Origin of the sequence: Irregularibacter muris, assembly GCF_024622505.1 — a bacterium.
GTDB classification, from domain to species: Bacteria; Bacillota; Clostridia; order Eubacteriales; family Garciellaceae; genus Irregularibacter; species Irregularibacter muris.
The window spans coordinates 1-20,124 of the sequence record NZ_JANKAS010000016.1 but is presented as its reverse complement, the minus strand read 5'-3'; the positions used below and the strand labels follow the sequence as shown (position 1 = coordinate 20,124).

At 33.8% G+C, this 20,124-nt stretch carries 17 protein-coding genes, 2 tRNA genes, 1 rRNA gene and 2 other annotated features; of the genes, 2 read left to right on the top strand and 18 right to left on the bottom strand.

What is annotated here, in order from left to right:
* The first annotated feature begins 41 nt into the window (after window positions 1–41).
* Complete coding sequence (locus NSA47_RS13330) at window positions 42–893, top strand: FUSC family protein (protein ID WP_257532783.1); 852 nt, start codon at window positions 42–44, stop codon at window positions 891–893.
* A gap of 31 nt (window positions 894–924) precedes the next feature.
* On the opposite strand, the gene proS is transcribed toward NSA47_RS13330, so the two are convergent.
* The 6 genes from proS to serS form a co-directional block, all read right to left on the bottom strand.
* Entirely contained in the window at window positions 925–2,367 is a 1,443-nt protein-coding gene (proS, locus tag NSA47_RS13325) for a proline--tRNA ligase (RefSeq protein WP_257532781.1), read from the bottom strand.
* Between the two features lie 79 nt (window positions 2,368–2,446).
* Window positions 2,447–2,660, bottom strand: a binding site (T-box leader).
* Window positions 2,661–2,904: 244 nt separating this feature from the next.
* Window positions 2,905–2,995, bottom strand: a tRNA-Ser gene (locus tag NSA47_RS13320).
* 9 nt (window positions 2,996–3,004) lie between these two features.
* A tRNA-Ser gene (locus tag NSA47_RS13315) sits at window positions 3,005–3,093 on the bottom strand.
* A gap of 127 nt (window positions 3,094–3,220) precedes the next feature.
* Window positions 3,221–4,474 (bottom strand): HlyC/CorC family transporter, encoded by a 1,254-nt coding sequence (locus NSA47_RS13310; protein WP_257532779.1) that lies wholly within the window; start codon window positions 4,472–4,474, stop codon window positions 3,221–3,223.
* A gap of 118 nt (window positions 4,475–4,592) precedes the next feature.
* The gene (locus NSA47_RS13305) at window positions 4,593–4,958 is read right to left on the bottom strand and encodes a hypothetical protein (RefSeq protein ID WP_257532777.1); all 366 of its coding nucleotides are present in this window, start codon (window positions 4,956–4,958) and stop codon (window positions 4,593–4,595) included.
* 127 nt (window positions 4,959–5,085) lie between these two features.
* Window positions 5,086–6,360: a serine--tRNA ligase gene (gene serS, locus NSA47_RS13300; protein ID WP_257532775.1), complete on the bottom strand. Its 1,275-nt coding sequence runs from the start codon at window positions 6,358–6,360 to the stop codon at window positions 5,086–5,088.
* Between the two features lie 70 nt (window positions 6,361–6,430).
* Window positions 6,431–6,637 (bottom strand) — a binding site (T-box leader).
* Window positions 6,638–6,802: 165 nt separating this feature from the next.
* On the opposite strand from serS, the gene NSA47_RS13295 reads away from it, so the two are divergent.
* On the top strand, window positions 6,803–6,991 hold the full coding sequence (locus tag NSA47_RS13295) for a hypothetical protein (RefSeq protein WP_257532774.1): 189 nt from the start codon (window positions 6,803–6,805) through the stop codon (window positions 6,989–6,991).
* A 155-nt stretch (window positions 6,992–7,146) separates the two neighbouring features.
* Here NSA47_RS13295 and NSA47_RS13290 read toward each other — a convergent pair whose 3' ends face one another.
* The 12 genes from NSA47_RS13290 to rrf all read right to left on the bottom strand — a co-directional run.
* Window positions 7,147–8,442, bottom strand: a complete 1,296-nt coding sequence (locus tag NSA47_RS13290; RefSeq protein ID WP_257532772.1) for a DUF4179 domain-containing protein — start codon at window positions 8,440–8,442, stop codon at window positions 7,147–7,149.
* Entirely contained in the window at window positions 8,443–8,958 is a 516-nt protein-coding gene (locus NSA47_RS13285) for an RNA polymerase sigma factor (protein WP_257532770.1), read from the bottom strand.
* Between the two features lie 209 nt (window positions 8,959–9,167).
* Window positions 9,168–11,957 carry a UPF0182 family membrane protein gene (locus tag NSA47_RS13280; RefSeq protein WP_257532768.1) on the bottom strand — a complete coding sequence of 930 codons (2,790 nt, stop codon included), beginning with the start codon at window positions 11,955–11,957 and terminating at the stop codon, window positions 9,168–9,170.
* A gap of 476 nt (window positions 11,958–12,433) precedes the next feature.
* Complete coding sequence (locus NSA47_RS13275) at window positions 12,434–13,018, bottom strand: DUF1847 domain-containing protein (RefSeq protein ID WP_506323682.1); 585 nt, start codon at window positions 13,016–13,018, stop codon at window positions 12,434–12,436.
* A 75-nt stretch (window positions 13,019–13,093) separates the two neighbouring features.
* On the bottom strand, window positions 13,094–13,873 hold the full coding sequence (locus tag NSA47_RS13270) for an ABC transporter ATP-binding protein (RefSeq protein ID WP_257532764.1): 780 nt from the start codon (window positions 13,871–13,873) through the stop codon (window positions 13,094–13,096).
* A 36-nt stretch (window positions 13,874–13,909) separates the two neighbouring features.
* On the bottom strand, window positions 13,910–14,755 hold the full coding sequence (locus NSA47_RS13265) for an ABC transporter permease (protein WP_257532762.1): 846 nt from the start codon (window positions 14,753–14,755) through the stop codon (window positions 13,910–13,912).
* Window positions 14,756–14,840: 85 nt separating this feature from the next.
* The gene (locus tag NSA47_RS13260; RefSeq protein ID WP_257532760.1) at window positions 14,841–15,974 is read right to left on the bottom strand and encodes an ABC transporter substrate-binding protein; all 1,134 of its coding nucleotides are present in this window, start codon (window positions 15,972–15,974) and stop codon (window positions 14,841–14,843) included.
* A 314-nt stretch (window positions 15,975–16,288) separates the two neighbouring features.
* Window positions 16,289–16,846, bottom strand: a complete 558-nt coding sequence (locus tag NSA47_RS13255) for a CD3072 family TudS-related putative desulfidase (RefSeq protein ID WP_257532758.1) — start codon at window positions 16,844–16,846, stop codon at window positions 16,289–16,291.
* A gap of 25 nt (window positions 16,847–16,871) precedes the next feature.
* Window positions 16,872–17,888, bottom strand: a complete 1,017-nt coding sequence (locus NSA47_RS13250; RefSeq protein WP_257532756.1) for an ABC transporter ATP-binding protein — start codon at window positions 17,886–17,888, stop codon at window positions 16,872–16,874.
* Window positions 17,889–17,928: 40 nt separating this feature from the next.
* Window positions 17,929–18,945 carry an ABC transporter substrate-binding protein gene (locus NSA47_RS13245; protein ID WP_257532754.1) on the bottom strand — a complete coding sequence of 339 codons (1,017 nt, stop codon included), beginning with the start codon at window positions 18,943–18,945 and terminating at the stop codon, window positions 17,929–17,931.
* Between the two features lie 25 nt (window positions 18,946–18,970).
* Entirely contained in the window at window positions 18,971–19,777 is an 807-nt protein-coding gene (locus tag NSA47_RS13240) for an ABC transporter permease (protein ID WP_257532753.1), read from the bottom strand.
* 235 nt (window positions 19,778–20,012) lie between these two features.
* Window positions 20,013–20,124 (bottom strand): 5S ribosomal RNA (rrf, locus tag NSA47_RS13235); the annotation flags it as partial.

Sequence of the window (20,124 nt, the reverse complement as noted above, 5' to 3'; positions counted from 1 at the left end):
TGCTCTTTAAATACAGTTTACTTTATGAAAAGGTGAAAAAAATGAAAATAGGTGCAAGAATTATAAAAACAGCCATCGCAGTTGCTCTGTGTACTATTTTAGGCAGGTTTTTAACGGATAACTCTGGTTTTTTTGCAGCCATTGCTGCCATTATTACTATGCAGGAGACCTTTAGTACTTCTTTTAAAAAGGGGAAGGAAAGAGTCTTTGGTACGACGGCCGGGGCCTTAATAGGCTATCTATTTGCTCTAATATCCCCCGACAGTATCCTATTAATCAGTATAGGCATTGTTCTCACAATTTATATATGCAATCTTTTAAAATGGCAGGGATCTATTGTTATTGCCTGTGTGGTATTCATTTCTATCATGACAAGCCATTCAGTCGATCCTCTTCCCTATAGTATCAATCGTATTATTGATACTACGGCGGGCATCGCCATTGCCCTTGCAGTAAACTATCTTATTTTATTACCTAAGCCCATACTATCAGCCTATAAAGAGTGGGGAAATCTCTTTGATGAGTTATCCCAACATATTGATGAGGTCATTTATGAGAATAAAAATGTGGATCTGGAAGAGCTCCATGAAAAAATTATGGATTTAAAGAAAAAGGCCAAATTAAATCAGTTGGATACCATTATACATCAGGAAAATGAAAAAGAAATCGAAAGATTAGATGAATTAATTGAAGGACTTTTATCAGTTTATGAGCATTTAAAATTCGTAGAGGAGATAAAACAAGCAGATACTGAACTTACATATCTTTCCTCTCTAGAAGATAATCCTTCATCCAAAAAAATATCTGATATTATTTTACAGTTCCATAGTCAGAGGGTATTTAAGGAATGGTCTAGAATAAAATCTCTACGAAAAAAAGCAGATAGGGTGTAGTCCCTATCTGCTTTTTTATGCTCTTTCCTTTTTAATATGCTCTTGCAAAATAAACCATATCATCGGATTTTTTACCACAGCATATACATTCATCTGTTCCTAAATCCTCTTGGGCAAAAGGAATACAACGAATGGTTGCCTTTGTTTCTTCTTTTATTTTCGCCTCACAAGTTTCATCTCCACACCACATGGCCTTAATAAAGCCAGGAGTATCATGGATAATTTCTTTAAACTCTTCCATATTTTTAGCAACAAAGGTTTTTTCTTGTCTCATCTTTAATGCCTTATTGTAAAGAGACTGTTGAATATCCTCTAGTAGCTCTTCTATACTTTTATTTAGATTATCCATAGATAGGGTAGTTTTTTCTCCATTGTCCCTTCTCGCCACAACCACCTGATTTTTCTCTATATCTCTAGGTCCAATTTCCAATCGAATAGGCACACCTTTCATTTCCCATTGGTTAAATTTCCAACCTGGTGAGTATTCATCGCTGGCGTCTATTTCCACTCTAAATTCTTCTTCAAGCTGCTTTTTGATCTCATAGGCCTTATCTAGTACTCCTTCCTTATGCTGAGCAATAGGAATGACAACTACTTGAGTTGGAGCAATCTTTGGAGGTAATACTAAACCATTATCATCTCCATGTACCATAATCAATCCACCGATTAATCTTGTAGATACTCCCCAGGAAGTGTGGAAAGGATGTTCTAACTCACCATTACGACCAGTAAAAGTGATATCAAAGGCCTTTGTAAAATGCTGCCCTAGATTATGGGAAGTACCGGATTGTAGTGCTTTACCATCATGCATCAATGCTTCCATTGTATAGGTAGCAAAAGCTCCAGCAAATTTTTCACTTTCACTTTTTTGTCCTACTATCATAGGCATAGCCATATGTTCCTCTGCCACTTCACGGTAAATATCTAACATCTGTAAAGTTTCTGCCTGAGCCTCATCATAGGTTTCATGAAGAGTATGACCCTCTTGCCATAGGAATTCTGAAGTTCTTAGGAAAGGACGGGTACTTTTTTCCCAGCGAACCACACTACACCATTGGTTATATAGATAGGGTAGGTCTCTCCAAGATTTTAACCACTTGGAATACATACTACAAATAATGGTCTCTGATGTAGGACGGACACATAATCTTTCTGCTAATCTTTCATGTCCTCCATGGGTTACCCAAGCTACCTCTGGGGCAAACCCCTCTACGTGTTCTGCTTCTTTTTGTAGTAAGCTCTCTGGAATTAATAAAGGGAAATACACATTTTTATGTCCTGTTTCTTTAAATCTTTTGTCATAGGCTGACTGAATATTTTCCCATATGGCATATCCGTAAGGTCTTATAACCATAAATCCCTTTACAGGAGCATAATCCACCATTTCTGTTTTTAAGATTACATCTGTATACCATTGGGCAAAGTCCTCTGACATTGGGGTAATCTCTTGTACTTTATCTTTATTTTTAGCCATTACTATTCCTCCATTTCTTTTATTTATTTTAATAATGTTTTGATAATTTTATAGGTAAATAAAAAAACCTTCATTCCACTAAAGGGACGAAGGTTATTCGCGGTACCACCCTGATTAATAGATCTATAGATCTATTCTCTCAAGTTATTATAACGGTATAAAACCGGAAAAGACTTATTCATCTTCAACTCTAGGGTGGGTTCAAAAGATCTTCACTTACAGAATTTTTCAGCCGGTGAATTCTGCTCTCTAAAAGATTATCTCTTTCTACTATTCCCCTTCATCGTTTTTCATTTATTCTTAATTTTCGATATTTAGAATACATTATATGTTATTCATCTATTATTGTCAAACTTTTTTTAAATTAACCTTATTTATATTCTATACATAATTAATAAAGTAGGTTCCTTTTATGTAAGCCCTAAAAATCTTCATAAATAATATTTTCCTTTTTCCTTAGCTTTCCGGTAAAGATCCTTGGTCCTAGACTCCTGAGGATGACATTGCACTGGATTTAGGATTTTGGGCAAAAAAAAATGGCGGAGAAGGAGGGATTTGAACCCTCGCACCGGTCACCCGGCCTATACCCTTAGCAGGGGCACCTCTTTAGCCACTTGAGTACTTCTCCATTTTTTTATGGCGGAGGGGATGGGATTCGAACCCATGTGGGCTTGCACCCTAACGGTTTTCAAGACCGCCCCGTTATGACCACTTCGGTACCCCTCCACTTTTCCGGCACATTCTATATACTATCACAGCAATGAATTTCTGTCAATAAAATATGCTTAGAAAAGTATGGTAATCTTATGAAACTACAGTATAGATTGAAATCAGGATATCTATTTTAATATTTTTATCCAGTAGCATATTCCTCCTCGGGTAATACTTGCACATTTATCTCCAGTACCCGTCTAAAGTCAATTTTTGTTACGGTTATCTTTAGATTTTCATAGATAAATTGATCACCCTCATTGGGTATTTTTCCAAGCTCTTCTATTACAAATCCACTGACTGTATTTGAATTATACTCTCTATGGATATGAAAAAGTTCAAACATTTTATCAATATTTGCGCTGCAAGATATTTTATATTCATTTTCTTTTATTTTAATAAATTCCTCAACAATTTCATCATGTTCATCCCAGATTTCTCCTACTAATTCTTCTAAAATATCTTCAAGGGTAACAATACCTACTGTTCCCCCATATTCATCAGTAATCACTGCCATATGACATTTTGTTTTTTGTAATAATTTTAATAGTTTTGAAATTTTCATAGTAGGGGTAGCGAAGACAACAGGTTTGATAATGTCTTCAATAGATCTTCCCTTTCCTTTTAAATAAAGATTAAAATTCTTTTCATGAAGCACGCCCATGATATTATCAATACTATTTTTATATATGGGCATTCTAGAATAACCACTTTCGGTAAATAGTTCATCTATTTCTTCATTAGAATAAGTGATATCTACAGCGACTACATCCACCCGAGGGGTTAAAACATCATTTACATCTAGATCATTAAATTCAATAGCAGAACGAATAAGTTCTCCCTCATGTTCATCAATTCCACCTTCATTTTGTGCTTCATCAACGATGGTCAACAGTTCGTCCTCAGTAATCCTTCTATCTTCACTTACCTTAAATATTTTAGACAATATATTTTTCCATTGCATAAAGATAAAATTTAAGGGAGTAAATATAAACATAAAAAATCTAATCATGGGTGCTGAAAACATGGCAAAGCTTTCGGGACTTTCCTTTGCAAGACTTTTAGGAGATATTTCACCAAAAATAAGAACCAGTACCGTCATTACGATGGTTGATATGGTAACTCCTGCATTGTCATAATATTTCACAAACAAAACAGTGGCCAAGGATGCCGATACAATATTGACAATATTATTTCCGATTAGAATAGTAGATAAAAGCATATCGTAATTTTCCGATAAGGATAATGCCAGTTTTGCTTTTTTGTCATGATTTGCAAGGTTTTTAAGACGAATTCTATTTAAAGATGAAAAAGCGGTTTCAGTAGCTGAAAAATAAGATGACATTAATATTAAAGTTGCGATAACAATGATCATTGTTATACTATGACTATCCATTATTTATATTCCCTCCAAAATGGTTTGTTTTTTCCAAGTAGGAAAACCGATCTCCCTTATAGGAGAAGAGATTTCTCTATATACGAATGTGGCCACAGCCACTTTATTCTAAATATATTCAACAAATCATTGGGGGTCCATGGATGACTAATAAGAATCTATTGCTCTTTATTTTTATTTCCTTATCTATTTCAAGATAGCAAAAAAGCCCACAACAAACCAGTATCATTAAAGCAAGTTTTTTAATGATATCCTTATCCGATCTGTAGACTTTTTCTATGGGATTATTTATTTCCTTTAAGGTGTTGCCTTTTTTTAATAATACTCTATAGAACTGGGTACTCCATTTCTTTAAGTCCATCTTATATTGAATACTTGCTATAAGAGATGATTGTACCAATATCCTAATTAATACAGCCATAAGAATATTCTTTTTTGTTTCTATGAATCGAAAAATATTCTGGGGTAACGGCGGGTCTTCCAAAATTATTCCTTCTTTCCTTACATTTTTTATTCACTATATTCTTATTTTATCATTATGATGCTCATTTTACAATTATGAATGGGAAAATGGGGACTGTCATTTTTGATGATCACTCCCCATTGGTTTGTTATTTTTCTATTTTTTCTCTTCCGCCCATATAAGGTCTTAATTTTTCTGGAATAATTACACTTCCGTCTGGTTGTTGATAGTTTTCTAAAATGGCTGCCACGGTTCTTCCGACAGCAACTCCAGAACCGTTTAGTGTGTGTACAAATTGAGCTTTTTCTTTAGAATCCGGACGGAATCTTATATTAGCCCTTCTAGCTTGGAAATCTTCAAAATTACTGCAGGAAGAGATCTCCACATAGCGATTATAGCTAGGCATCCATACTTCAAGATCATATTTTTTTGCTGCCGTAAAGCCTAGATCCCCTGTACAGATTCTCACTACTCGATAAGGAAGGCCTAATAATTTCAACACTTCTTCTGCATCTCTCGTGAGTTTTTCTAGTTCTTCGTAGGATTTTTCAGGGTGAACAAACTTTACCAACTCTACTTTGTTAAATTGATGTTGACGAATAAGTCCCCTAGTATCTCTACCGGCTGATCCTGCCTCTGCTCTAAAGCATGCACTATAGGCTACGTGTTTGATGGGTAGTAATCCACCATCTAGGATATCCTCTCTATACATATTGGTAACGGGTACCTCTGCTGTTGGAATAAGGAAATAATCCTCATTGGTTACTTTAAAAGCGTCCTCTTCAAATTTGGGCAGTTGACCCGTACCTACCATACTTCTTCTATGCACCATATAGGGAGGTAATACTTCTTTATAGTCATGATGATCTACATGTAAATCCAACATAAAGTTGATTAGGGCTCTTTCTAGTCTAGCTCCTAGTCCTTTATAAAAGGTAAATCGAGAACCAGTAACTTTGCCTGCTGTCTCAAAATCTAAAATTCCTAGATTTGTTCCTATATCCCAATGGGCTTTAAAGTCAAAGTCAAACGTAGTTGGCTCCCCCCATGTTCTCTCTTCTGCATTATCCTCATCGGTATCCCCTACAGGCACATCTGGATGGGGCACATTGGGAATAGTCAAAAGTCTATTGTGGATTTCTCCTTCTACCTCCTTTAAATTCCCATCTAGATCTTTAATTTTTTGGGATAATTCCTTCATTTCCTGCATAACAGCGGCTACATCTTCTCCAGCTTTTTTACGTTTTGGAATCTCCTTTGACACTGTATTTTGTTTGTTTTTCAGCTGCTCTACTTCAACTAAAATGTCTCTTCTTTTTTCATCCAATTGAAGTAAGCCTTCTAAATCATAGTCTTCCCCTCTTTTGGAGAGTCCGGCCTTTACTTCCTCAAAATTATTTCGTATTCTCTTTAGATCTAACATTTCTTTACTCCTCTCTTTATTATAAATTATTATTTTTATTAAAGATAATAAAAAAACTCCCATCCCTAATAAAAGGGACGAGAGCTATTCCCGCGTTGCCACCCAAATTAATTGGCTATATGCCAATTCACTTCAACAGACCATAAGGAGTCTTACACCTTTAACTTATTTCGCTAAAATCTCCAGGACGGATTCAAAGAACCTTTTTATCGGTTTTCACCTTCCACCGACTCTCTGAAAAAAACACTCTTTTACTATTTCCCTTCATAGATCTAAATGTCTTAATTTTATATCATTATATACTGAATAGCTGCATATTGCAACATATTGCCAACTGTAATCCTTATCTTTCCATTATTTTTCATTTTTATCCCTATTTGAAGTATATTTTTTTATTTTTTGTTCATAATCTTTATAGAAAGATTGTAAGGGGGGAATAAAGTTGACTAAGTTAGAAATTTTTGGACAAATTGCAGATTTAAAGGAAATTGATTATAAAAATACCTTGGCTATTGCCAGTATGATTGAAGTACTCATCGATAAAGGCATCATCCATCGCAATGATATTGCTAAAAAAGCTTATGAATTAGAACATAGAACCTCTGAAGAATTGCTAAGGAAGAAAGTTTAGTCCCTTACTAAAACGAACTCTCCTATTGTAAAATAAATAAGAGCATCTCCTGTCCTTGACGTGATATGTTCTAAGTCTGATATCCATAAGATAATTTATGGGAATATCGCCTATTGAAAAAGATGCATCTTGAATAAAATACACAACCCCATAAGTTATCTTATGGGGATATCTATGATTTCATTAAATTCTTTTTCATAATGAATATGCTTAAGCTTTAATTGAAGCTCCTCTCCTGTGCCTTTAAAGGATAGGATTCTTTTTTTGACAATAGCTTGATTGGTTTTTCTATATTCTTCGCTGTGGGTCATTTCAAGTTGGGTAGCCTGACCATCTATGATTAATTCAATTCCTGGTAACAATACATCTTCTTGGCTTTCAATGGTTACTTCAGTTCTACCCTCTATGGAATTTTCTATGTGTAAAATTTCAATTTTCTGTCCCTCTATTTCTATTTTCTTTTTTTCTCCTCTTTTAATCTCTACAATTTCATCTATTTTTTTATCTACCCTTAGGTTTTTTATTTGTAGTTTTAATTCCTTAAGATTTTTGGGCAATGCATCAAAACGGTGTTCCACTTCAATCCCCTTCATGGATGTACTCAACCCACTGCCTAATGGTTCCATAATTTTACCGTCGGCAATAAGATTAAAATTTATCTCTGGCCTTACTTGCTCTCCTAGTAGTTGTTCCCGAAATAAATCCAAAGGGCTACCCAGAGAACCTTTTACTAAAGTTTGGGTTTCGGTGGCAATAATATTTTTAAGATAGACCTCTTGATTATCTAAGTTTATTTTTTTATTAATCTTTTGCTTTATGCTATGGCCCATGGCTTTACGACGATCTAGAGAGAAGGGAATACTAAACTCCTCAAATTGTCCGTTACTTTCAAAGTTTCCTTGAAATTTTAGATTTTGTTCATAAAAGTCTAGAGGCTCAAAGGAGTGTACCATAATCAGTTCATGTTGATCCTCCTTGAATTCTCCCTGGCCTGAACTCGGTGTATATTCCTTAAATAATCCTCTTATTGTTGGAATCATGCTAAAGGAAGTGTCCCCATCCTTAGCTCTTGGATCCCTTATTCTATAGAAGACTAGCAATTGATTATCATCCACCATAATGCCATCTAGAGTCAATTCCACTTCATTTTTAAAAGTGACTTTTTTTCCTATTTCCTGCCCCTTGCCTAATTCATTTAAATCCTGCAAGGTTTGGGACATCACGGTATCGTAACCTAGTATTTTTTTCCCATAGTCAGCTAAAACTTCATAATTATAGCTAAAGAGAATGGTTATGATTAGACAGGCAACAATGGCTATTCTCTGCCGAGGAAATCTTTTTCTCTTTTCTTTATCTAGAATTTGAGATAATCTCTCTTCCATATCCTCTGGCATCTCTAAAGCCTCTAGTTCTTCTTTTTTCTCTCTCAATAAATCCTCTATTTCCTTCACTTAATATTCACCTCCAAAACTTTCCTTGAGTTTCTTTAGGGCGTAAAATACTCTAGATTTTACTGTGCCTAGGGAAGTATTTGTTATTTTAGATATGGTTTGATAATCCATATCTAAATAATATTTTAATCTAATGGCTTCTTGGTGTTTTGGACTTAATTTATTTAATTCCTTCTCTATATCTATTTGTTGTTCTTTGGAATGATAATGATTCCTATCATCCTTTTGCTCCCAATTATCCACTAAAATGATCTTCTTTTCTCTTCTTATTTTTCTTAGACAACAGGAAACCAGTATTTTCTTACTCCATGGATAAAAGGCCTCTTCTTTTTTTAAAGTGTTTATTTTTTGATATAGAATTACAATCATATCTTCTAAAGCATCTAAACTATCTTCTGAATTTTTCATATAGATATAGGCCAGTTTGTAATATTCACTTTTCTTTGCCATAATTAATGACACTAAAGCTTCCTTGTCACCGGCCTTTGCTTTTTTCACTAAAAATATTTCCTCCAACCCTCTCCCTCCTCTACCTATAAGAGTATCTATACAGACAAAAAGTTCATTTTTTATCTGACTACTTTTTTCTTTATTATAGCAGGAAGAGCAACAAACTACTCTAGAGATATGAGCAAGTTTAGCCCCTTGCTAGCAAGATGAATTTTCTTATATCATAAAAAAGATGGCCTAGGCCATCTTTTTTATGATAATTTTTCTTCTATTATTTAGAGATTGCTATCTCCCTCTGTATTTTCACCTATGGATTTTTCCAATTGTTTTAGGGTATCCTGCAACTTCTGAATTAACTCGCCGTACTCTGCCCAATTCCCTTGTCTTTGGGCATTTTCAGCTTGTTCAAATAAATTATTGGCCCTTTTTACTAAATCTGAAGCTTGGCCTTGACCAATAGGTGTCTCGTCCGTAATGTTCTCTTGTTCCTGATCCTGGTCTTGGTCTTCACTTAACCCAAATATTTGATCCAAAGCACCTTGTAGAGTTTCCGCCATGACGATTTTATTTTCATAGGATACAATGACTCTTTTTACTTCAGGTAAATTTCTTTCACTACCTGTAGATTCTATATAGATAGGTTCCACAAAGATTAGGGAATCATCTACGGGTATGGTCAAGAGATTGCCTCTTAACACATTGGATCCCTGTTGATCAAGTAGAGTAAGTTCCTTGGAAATATTGGGATCTTGATCAATCCGTTTTTCTATTTGCATAGGGCCATAAACAAGTTTTTGTTTTGGGAATTTGTATATTACCAATTTTCCATAATCTTCTCCATCGTTTAATCCTGCCATCCAAGATATCATATTGTCCTTTTCCCTTGGGGTATAGGGCACCATAAGTACAAATTCTTCTTCTTCTCTATCGGGAAGTTTCATGACAATATAGGCTGATTCTACGATTTCTTCTTGTTCTTTTCCATATTTTTGATTGGCTATTTCCCATACATCTTCTCTATTGTAGAATACATTCGGATTTTCCATATGATAGGTTCTATAAATTTCGCTTTGCACATCAAATAAAGCTTGGGAATATCGGATATGCTTCCTAATTCCTTCTGGCATTTCTTCTATATCCTTTAATAATCCAGGATATATCTTGCCATAGGTAGAGGCTATAGGATCATCTTTATTGACTTGATAGAAGGTAGTATCTCCATTGTAAGCATCCACAACCACCTTGACCGAGTTTCTGATGTAGTTATAAGAATTTCCCTTGCCCATGGGCTGAGAATAGGCATAGCGATTGCTGGTAGTAAAACCATCCATAATCCAATAAAGTTTTCCATCTTCAATGACTAAATAAGGATCCTCATCATAGCTAAAGAAGGGAGCTATCTTCTGCACTCTATCCACAATATTTCTATTGATGAGTATTTTACTATCTGAAGTAATATCGTTAGACAACATAATTCTTAGGCTACCTTTATTTATAGCAAAAAGAGTTCTATTGATAAAATTTAAAGGAATACCTGCATTACCATCATAGACATTTTCTTTATTATCATCCCCCTCGGGATAATCAAATTCCTTTGCTTTTGTATTGGTAATGGCATAATCATTAGTCAATTCCCCAAAATATATTCTAGGCTCTGTGATTTCTAGCTCTGTTTGGGTTTGAGGAGGGATATCTTTGACTAATAATTCTGGCTGTCCTACCTCATTGACTTCATTGACTGGAGAAACCGCTGCTCCAAAACCATGGGTATATTTAAGATATTTATTAATCCATGTTCTTGAACTCTCATCTATTTTATTTTGATTAAGTTCCCTAGCCGATAAAAAGACTTGCGTATATTCTCCATCGATATTATAACGATCAATATCCACATCATGGAATTCATAGTATCTTCTAAAGCCCTGCAAAGAATTATACATAGAAAGGGTAGGTCTATAGTCATTAATAGGGATATTGTTTATGGTAATGCTATTTTCCTCAAGGCTTTCTGGCGTAATATTTTGCTGTACAGAAAATTCTTTTTCTTCAATTTGATCCAACCCATAGGCTTTTTGCGTATATTCAATATGATTGATGATATAGGGTTTTTCTTTGGCTAATTCATTGGGAGAAACAATAAAGTTTTCCATTCCCATAGCTACAATATTCCCTAGAATGGTAATGGCAATCATTAGCACTGGGCCTACTAAAGCTAATTTTATTTTTTTTCTATATCCTGCTATAACAAGTAAAACCGCAGAGATTAGTGCAATTATCGCAGAAATACGATAAAGCCATAGGATAACTTTTAAATCTATATAGCTTGCACCAAAAACAATGCCCCTTGAAGAGTATAAGAGAGTATAACTTCTCAAAACGTATCCAAATGCCAAAAATAAGAAAAATACTCCTAAGACTACCCCTAATTGTCTAGAAGCCAGAGAAATAAATTGATGATAGGTCTCTTTAAAATTGATTTTATTTTCTTCCTCTGGTCTAAATATTTTTTGTTTTCCTTTGACGATTAACATAATAAAGAAATACGCAAGGGTAACAATAGCAAGTAATAATAAGATCACTAAACCTGTAGAGTATATTTGTTCCAATAAAGGTAACTTAAATACGTAAAAGGACATATCTTTTTTAAATACAGGATCTGTAACATGAAAATCTGAGGATTGAAAAAACTCCAATATTTTATACCACAAATTCGAAGTAATTAAACTGGAAATAATAATAGATAATAGAGCTGAAGCGATAAGTAGCCATCTATTTTCTTTTTTATTCTGTTCCTTGGATTGAAATATCATCATGTTTTTATTGTATAACTTTTTTAAAGTCCTAAAATAAAAATATAGGAGAAGAGAGATGATAAAAAAAGCTGGTATGCCAATTTTACTCTTTGTTAGGATTTCCTTTAAAAATACCTGGGTATAGCCTACTTCTGAAAACCATTTATAATCAATAATAAATCCTATAGTACTAGTAAGAGTTGCCAAAATCATAAAGACAATAAGAATAATAATACCAATGGATTTTCTTTGACCTTTTTTGCCTTGATTCATTGAATCCTCCCTTTCTTTTTATTACTAAATTATTCTTCTCTTAAAATTTCTCATCCTTATACCGGTTTTTCTACAGTGACAATCAATACTTTAGCTTCTACCTCCCCCATAATTATTAACTCTTCTATCCTTTCCTCTGGTTTATGACGACAAGCAATAGTCTTTCTAATATTTCGTAGCTGTAAAGAAATAGATCGTCTTGAGGAGCAAACAGTATACTTTCACCAGCTGCCCGGACAATAACCTGCCCATTTATACCAAGTTTTTGGCTAAATCTATACTCTTAATAGACTGAGTTCTTTGCTTTATGATAAAATGTAGTCTTTCTCTTCTTTCAGCCCCATCCATTTCTTCATCCCTATATTATCATATTCTCCCACTGTCTCTTTGCCTTCATTATACATAATAATAGGAAAATAACAAAATAAGGTGGACCTATGTCCACCCTTGTACCCAACTTATTTTTTACTATTATTTTATCCTTCTTTTTGATATAACTTTTTTTGATAATATCCTTGCGAAAGATAAATTGTAGCTAAAGGATTGTGACCAGTAACTCTATCTTTTACTGCAAGAGTAGTCATAGGAGCCTCTAAGTATTTCATGACCAATGTATCATGTCCTACACATAAACCTAATATCACATTAAAATCTGTTTTCTGCTGATTGAGTAATAACGCTTGACCTATGGGGTTGCACATAATTTCATCGCATTCTCCAGGAATTTTTTCCTCTTCATCAAGACCTAGATAATTTTTTTCAATTCCTCCATTTTTACATAAAACAGAAATCACTTCGAAATCATGATACGTCAATAAATTTTGAAATGTTTTTGCTTCTTTAAACAGACCTATGCAAAACACTAATCCTATTTTTTTATACTCACATTTTTTTGCAAAGGCTATAATTTCTTCTACCCTGGTCATTTGTCCGTATCCTTCTGCTTCGATAAGAGCTGCATTATACGCTATTTTAATATTTTCTTCTTCTAGAAAAAGTTTTTTAGCTTTTTCTTGGATTTCTTTTTCTTTGCTGGGACAATGGGGTAAGGATTCATCCATTTTCCCCCTTGAGCACCCCTGCAAGACACAATTTGTACAAGTATACATGATCTTTCCATCCTTTCACTATCATTATTATATGGATAATGATGGGCTTTTTTCTTCTAACATATTTAATATCTCATTTGACAATCTTCCATAGTATTCCTCTGCTCTATCTCTTGGTCTCGGTTTATCTATATTTATAATTTCTTTAACTTTTCCTGGTCTATGGGACATGACAATAATCTTATCTGCTAAATAAATTGCCTCGTCTACACTGTGAGTGATAAACAAAATGGTTTTACGATTTTTTTCCCATATATAAAGCAATTCTCTTTGCATAAGTATACGAGTATGAGCATCTAAAGCTCCAAAAGGTTCATCCATTAACAATACTATAGGATCATTGGCTAATCCCCTAGCAATAGCTACTCTTTGTTGCATTCCTCCCGATAATTCAAAAGGATAGGCATTGTGAAAGTCACTCATTCCAATCATTTCTAAATATTTTGTAGCAATCTTCTTTTTTATTGTTTTAGGTTCTCTTCTAAATTCTAGTCCTAATATTATATTTTCCTCCACTGTTTTCCAGGGTAATAAAGAATATTGCTGAAATATCATTCCTATATCTCGGGTAGGCTTTTTTATTTCTTTACCATAATAAAAAGCTTTACCTGTAGTAGAATGTTCCAAACCCGCTATTATCCTAAGTAATGTTGATTTTCCACATCCTGAAGGCCCTACAATACATACAAAGTCATTTTCTTCTATTTCAATATTTACATTTTCCAGAGCCTGAACTTTTCTACCGCTTCCTGACACAAATTCCTTACTAAGATTTTCAATTTTTAAACAAGTATTTTCTTTTTCCATTTAAATTACTCCTTGGATTATTTGAAATTATCTTCTTCAATTTACTACCTTTTGATTATTACTCCAGACAAATTTTTTCCTTTCAATGAATCGAATACTATAGTCCAATAAAAATCCTATAACACCAATGCTTATCATACCTGTCATAACAATATCTATTTTTGCCAACTCATAGGCATGGGTAATTAAATACCCTACTCCAGATAAACTTCCCGGCATCATTTCAGCTGATACAAGACTAGTCCATGCACTGCCCAATCCTATTCGCATGCCATTTAAAATAGTAGGGGCAGCAGCAGGAATTAAAATTTTAAAGAAGATATCTCTTTGATTAGCCCCTAAAACCTTGGCCGACTCTATTAAGGTTTTTGGTACCTGAGTAATACCATGGATTGCGCTGGTAATAATGGGGAAAAAAGAGCCCAGAAAAATAATGAACATCATGGATACTTTAAAGTTATTTAAATATACATACCAAGTTCCTTGCTTTAAACCAAATATAGTAGCTAGACTAGTCACACCAAACCAAGCCAGCACCAATGGAACCCATGCCAGGGGAGGAATGGGCCTAAATAATCCTATGAGAGGATTAATCAACTGATTAACTTTTTTGTTATACCCCATAATCACCCCTAAGGGTAATGCAATGACTAAAGCGATAAAATATCCTAATAATACTCTTATAATACTAATAAGTATATTAATTATTAAAGAACCAAGACCAATCATATTTTTATGAGGAGTAAGAAAATGTTTTATGACGGAAGTGAATTCTGGTAATATTAATCGATTATCAATGATTTTTGCTCCATATATCCACAGTAATAAAAAAATTAAAGGTCCTATAGTAGGCTGAATAAATTTAAAAAGATTTTTTTTCACTTTTATCTCCTTTTTTAAATAGAAAAATCCTGGTAAAATCTATCCAGAATTTTTCTATTTTTGTCTATATTATTTAATAAAGTAATTAATTGTTGATAAAATCAAAGTAGAAAAAGTCTTCTTTAATGTCTTTAAAACTTCCACCTTGTAAATCACCATCAAATTTACCTAAATCTTGTAATAAATCATAGTAAAGCTCTACACCCTCTTCCCATTTATCAGAAACTTGGGTAGTATATACTATTGTTGCTGCACTCACTGCCTCTTTTGGCACCCCGATAATATCTGCTAAAATGGTTGAGGCCTCTTCTTTATTCTCTGTACACCATTTTGCACTATATGTAAATAAATCTACAAGAGCATCAAATACTTCTGGATGTTTTTCTAATACATCTCCCCTTGCTGCTAATACACAACAAGGAAAATCATACCATTGTCCTTCTGGTGGAAATTGATTTAAATTTAAAGCAATGGAACCAATTCCTTCAGCTTCTGCTGCCTCTGGATAGTGAGAAGGAGCAACCCATGCATCTACTTGATCTCCTGTAAAAGCTGACAATAAGTTTTTAGAACCTTTTAAATCTACTAACAATACCTCTGCATTCCTATCATTTGGATCTTCAGTTACTTTAATATTTGCTTGTTTAAGTGCTGTTTCAATAACAACTCTGGGAGCACTTGTAGGAGAATGATAACCAATTCTTAGAGGATTTTCTAATCCTTTAATATAGTTTTCTACCTCTCCCCAACTATGTAAATCTGTACCTTTAGGAAATACCAAACCAATTCCATCCACATGTATAGGACTCAATACTTTAATATCTGTACCTTGGTCCTTAGCAGATAACATGCCCGTAACAGAATTTAAAGCACAATCCAATTGTTTCTGACCAAGCATTACAGCAGACTCAGAACTTCCTTTTGTTACAATGGTATTGACAATAGCTATTTGATTTCCATCTTTATATAATCCATATTGTTCTTTTTCAATAATAGGTTTCAGCCAAATTCCGGAATCTTTAAAATCTTCTCCCTTAATTGCTGCGGACAACATAACCGCTCCATGAAGATCAAAGTCCCAAGCCATATTTATTGTAGGGATGTCCTTTTCCTTACTAGCTTCTTGACTTGTATTTCCTGAATTACAACCAGCAAGAAGTGAAACACAAAATATACAGATGTTAAAAATATAAAACAACTTCTTTTTCTTTCTTAACAAGGCGATACCCCCTTCTAATGAATATAAAATAATCATATATATATTTGTTAATCTAAAAACAACGTTATCTCATTCTATGATATTAGTCCAATTGATTTTTCTTATAATAAAAATATTATGATATAAGATATTTATATAAAAATAATTTAAATCGGTTAAGGACTTGACCAAAAGGAATAAACCAAAACATAAGAATATTGACAATCTATGAATAGGTTTCAAAAATTATTTTTGGGCAATTTAAAGGCAGTTTAGAAAGGATATCCTTTCTAAACTGCCTTATTTTTTATCATTAGTAAATAAAACAAATTTGATTATTCTTTATTTAAAAACTCTTGAATATCTTTTAAGGAGCTATAGACATCTTTTTCATTAATACCTATAAAGGGGATTTGAATATGATATTGACGTAAATACTCCCTTAATTCCTCTATAAATACCCCTGAACTTTTTATTTCCTTTGCATCCTTTAAGGTATGGGTTATATCATCCTTAGAAGAATCATCATTTTCCCAATCCCCTGAACAAGTTACCTTCACACCACAGCTTGGACTACCATCAATACCAATTACCCCTACTATTTCATAACCTGTATCTATATAGCTTTTTACTTGGCCAATAATAGACTCTAGCATTTTTCTGCAGTTACTTCTATAAAAAAGGGTATCAAATTGCTCCTTTACATGACCCCATCTTTTAATGCCATATATGACCATCTCTGGGCAGGGGAGTTGAATAACACCTATATTTTTTTCACCAATAATATCTATAACTTCTTTAAATATTCCTTTATATTGACTTAATCCTTCTACCTTAGAATTTGCATTTAGTAAGCAATGACAAAGCAATATAATCTTCCTACTTCTTTTCATTAGACCACTTCCCTTATAAAATACATCATTTATAGATCAATATAGATATTCTTTTTATTCTTATGAAGACTTCTTGCCCGATCTGATAAATCTCTCTTCTATCATTTAAAATATCTGCATCTAATAGAATATCCTCTACTCTAAGGGTATATCGAATAATATTACCTTGGGGGAGAATCTTTTCAATCTTCCCCTGCAAAATATAATATTCTTTATCTCTTTGATACTGATTAGGGGAAATTTCAATTAGTTCAGGAGAAATAACTATATGTTTGGCCTCAGTATAGTTTTCATGAATTAGCTTAGAAAACATTCCCCCTGGAACAAAGTTATAGTTTCCAATAAAACTGGCAGCAAAACTATTTTTGGGATGACTATAGAGCTGAAAAGGATCTCCTGATTGTTCTATTACTCCATCCCTCATTAAATGAATAGTATCTGACATAGTCATTGCTTCGTCTTGATCATGGGTCACAAAAATAGAGGTCATTCCCAGTTCCTTATGGATCTCTTTAATTCTTAATTGGAGGGATTTACGAAGCTTTGCATCAATAGCACTTAAAGGTTCATCTAAAAGAAGTACTTTAGGTCGTGTTACAATGCATCTAGCTAGAGCTACCCTTTGCTGTTCTCCCCCTGAAAGCTGAGAAGGATATTTTTTTTCTTTACCCTTAAGTTCAATCATATCAATGGCCTGCATCACTCGCTCATGTATGACATGCTTTTCTAACTTTTTCATTTTTAAACCAAAGGCAATGTTGTGATAAAGATTTAAATTGGGGAATAGACTATATTGTTGAAAAATCATCCCCACATTTCGATCCCTTGGATTCATATGGGTAATTTCTTTTCCTTCTAAAAAAATTTTACCCTTGCTTTCCTGTTCCAACCCTGCAAAACATCTTAATAAAGTACTCTTTCCACATCCTGAAGCTCCCAACAAGGTAACAAACTCCCCCTGTTTAATAGACAAATTAATTTTTTTTAATATATAATTTTCCCCATAATACTTTTCAACATCTTGAAAAACGATATATTCCATAGTTATCTCCTCGACCTACTTGTCTAGTAATAAGTAAAAATTATTTAGAATTTTTACTTATTACTTCCAGGGCGTGATTTACATATTTCATATCAATAATATTTTCATATCCCACAGGGCTTTCTAAAATTCCTTGTTCTACACAAAATTTTTCAATGGCTTCATACCCTTCTTTTGAATAATTTCCATCTGTAGTTAAGGAGCTTCTTAATATCCCAATTATCTCAACCATGTCTTTCCCCTCAAACATAGGGGCTACCACTCTAGCAACTTCCTCGTCGCTATGCTCTGTCTGCCATTGGATGGCTTTCATAACCGCATTGACAAATTTCTGAACAGTTTCTGGGTTTTCCTGCGCAAACTTTTTCGTAACAGTAACCATTTGAGACTCATAGCGTTCAGTACCATAGATTTCCTTATGTTTTTCTGGATCACTGGTATTAATCAAAATATTTGCATTAATATCTTCTAACTTATTAATATATATTCCATCGAAAAAAGCAGCTGAAAGACTGCCTTGTTCCAAAGCTGCTAAAGCAGCTCCATATTCCATATTGATCCACTCTACATCATTTACTGTCATCCCTGCTTCTTCTAAGGCAGATGCAACAAAAGAATAAGGCGCTGAACCAGGCATTCCACCAAAAATAGCTTTCCCTTTTAATTGTTCAATACTGGTAATCTCTGAATTAGATGCAAACATGTATTGCTTGCTTTTTACCGTAGGGAGAATAATTGTAGATTCCAATCCCTCTTCATAAGCTCGCAAAACTGGTTCAGTGGAAAGCATACAAAATTGTGAATCTCCCGCATGCATACCTTGAAATGCTATAGGACCATCCTTATAAACTACAAATTCTGTAGCTAATCCTTCTTCTTCAAAATATCCTAGTTCTTCAGCTAAATATACAGGAAGCCAGGATTCTCCTCGCATTTCTGAAATAATAATTTTTTCTAGTTCTTCTTCGTTTTGCTGATTAGTTGCCTGGGATGAACATCCTGTCAAAAGTAAGCCTATTAAGCTAACAATAATAATTCCTTTTGATATTTTTTTCATTCATATATCTCCCCTTTAATATGTTTTATGTATTCTTATATGCATTGTCATGATTAATAGATAAATTAATGGGTGCTCTCCAACGAAGTAGATAATTCTCAGTCTTATCCAAAATGAAATTTAAAATACTGCCCACTACAAGTAAAATCAGTATGCAGGACATAACACGAGCAATATTAAAAAACGAGGTTGCATAGGCTATCATCCAACCAAAACCTGCTGACGCTCCTATGTATTCCCCAATTATAGCTCCCACTAAACTAGAACCTACTCCTATTCGAATGCCTGACAGAATCCATGGCATACTAGAAGGCAGTACCACATAGATTAGAGTTTGAATTTTTCCCGCTCCTAGTAAATTAGCTGACTCAATAAGTTTAGGTTCTACATTTTGAATACCTGAATATGTAGCGAAAAACACATGAAAAAAGACCATAAGTCCAGCAAGAAAGATTTTTGAAATCATACCTAGGCCAAACCATAAAACATAAACAGGTGCCAAAGTAAGCTGAGGAATTCCATGAATAGCCGTAATGATAGGTAAAAGAATTTTCCCTAAACTTTCAAGTTGTGCTAAAAGTAGCCCCGCTATAATTCCTGCAATTGTACCATAAAATAATCCCATAAAAGCTTCTTGTAAAGTAACCGATGTGTGTCTTACCAAATCCCCACTGGTATAAAACTTTACTAAATCTTTTAAAATATCGCTTGGAAAACTAGTAAATAAAGAATTATAAATTTTAGCTTGAGCAGCCCATTCCCAAAATACAAGAAAAAATCCAATAATAAATATTCTAATGATCATAATAGAGTAAGGCTTTCTCTGCTTCATATCACACCCCCAATCTTTTAAAGTCTCTAAACTTTATCTTCTCTAATCCTTGCTACACCTACATTTACATTGATCGCTAGCATGATTAGATTAACATATCTCTAAATAATAATCCAATTGTTAAAGGCTATAGGATATTTGTTTTAATAAATATTTTCTATAGAAAAAAGTAATAAAAAAGGTAGAAGATCATCCTCTCTACTTCTACCTGATTTTTCTCCAAAAAATAAAAAAAATCCCGCAACGACCTACTCTCCCAGGACGTCACCGTCCAAGTACCATCAGCGCTGGAGGGCTTAACTTCTGTGTTCGGCATGGGAACAGGTGTGACCCCTCCGCTATTGTCA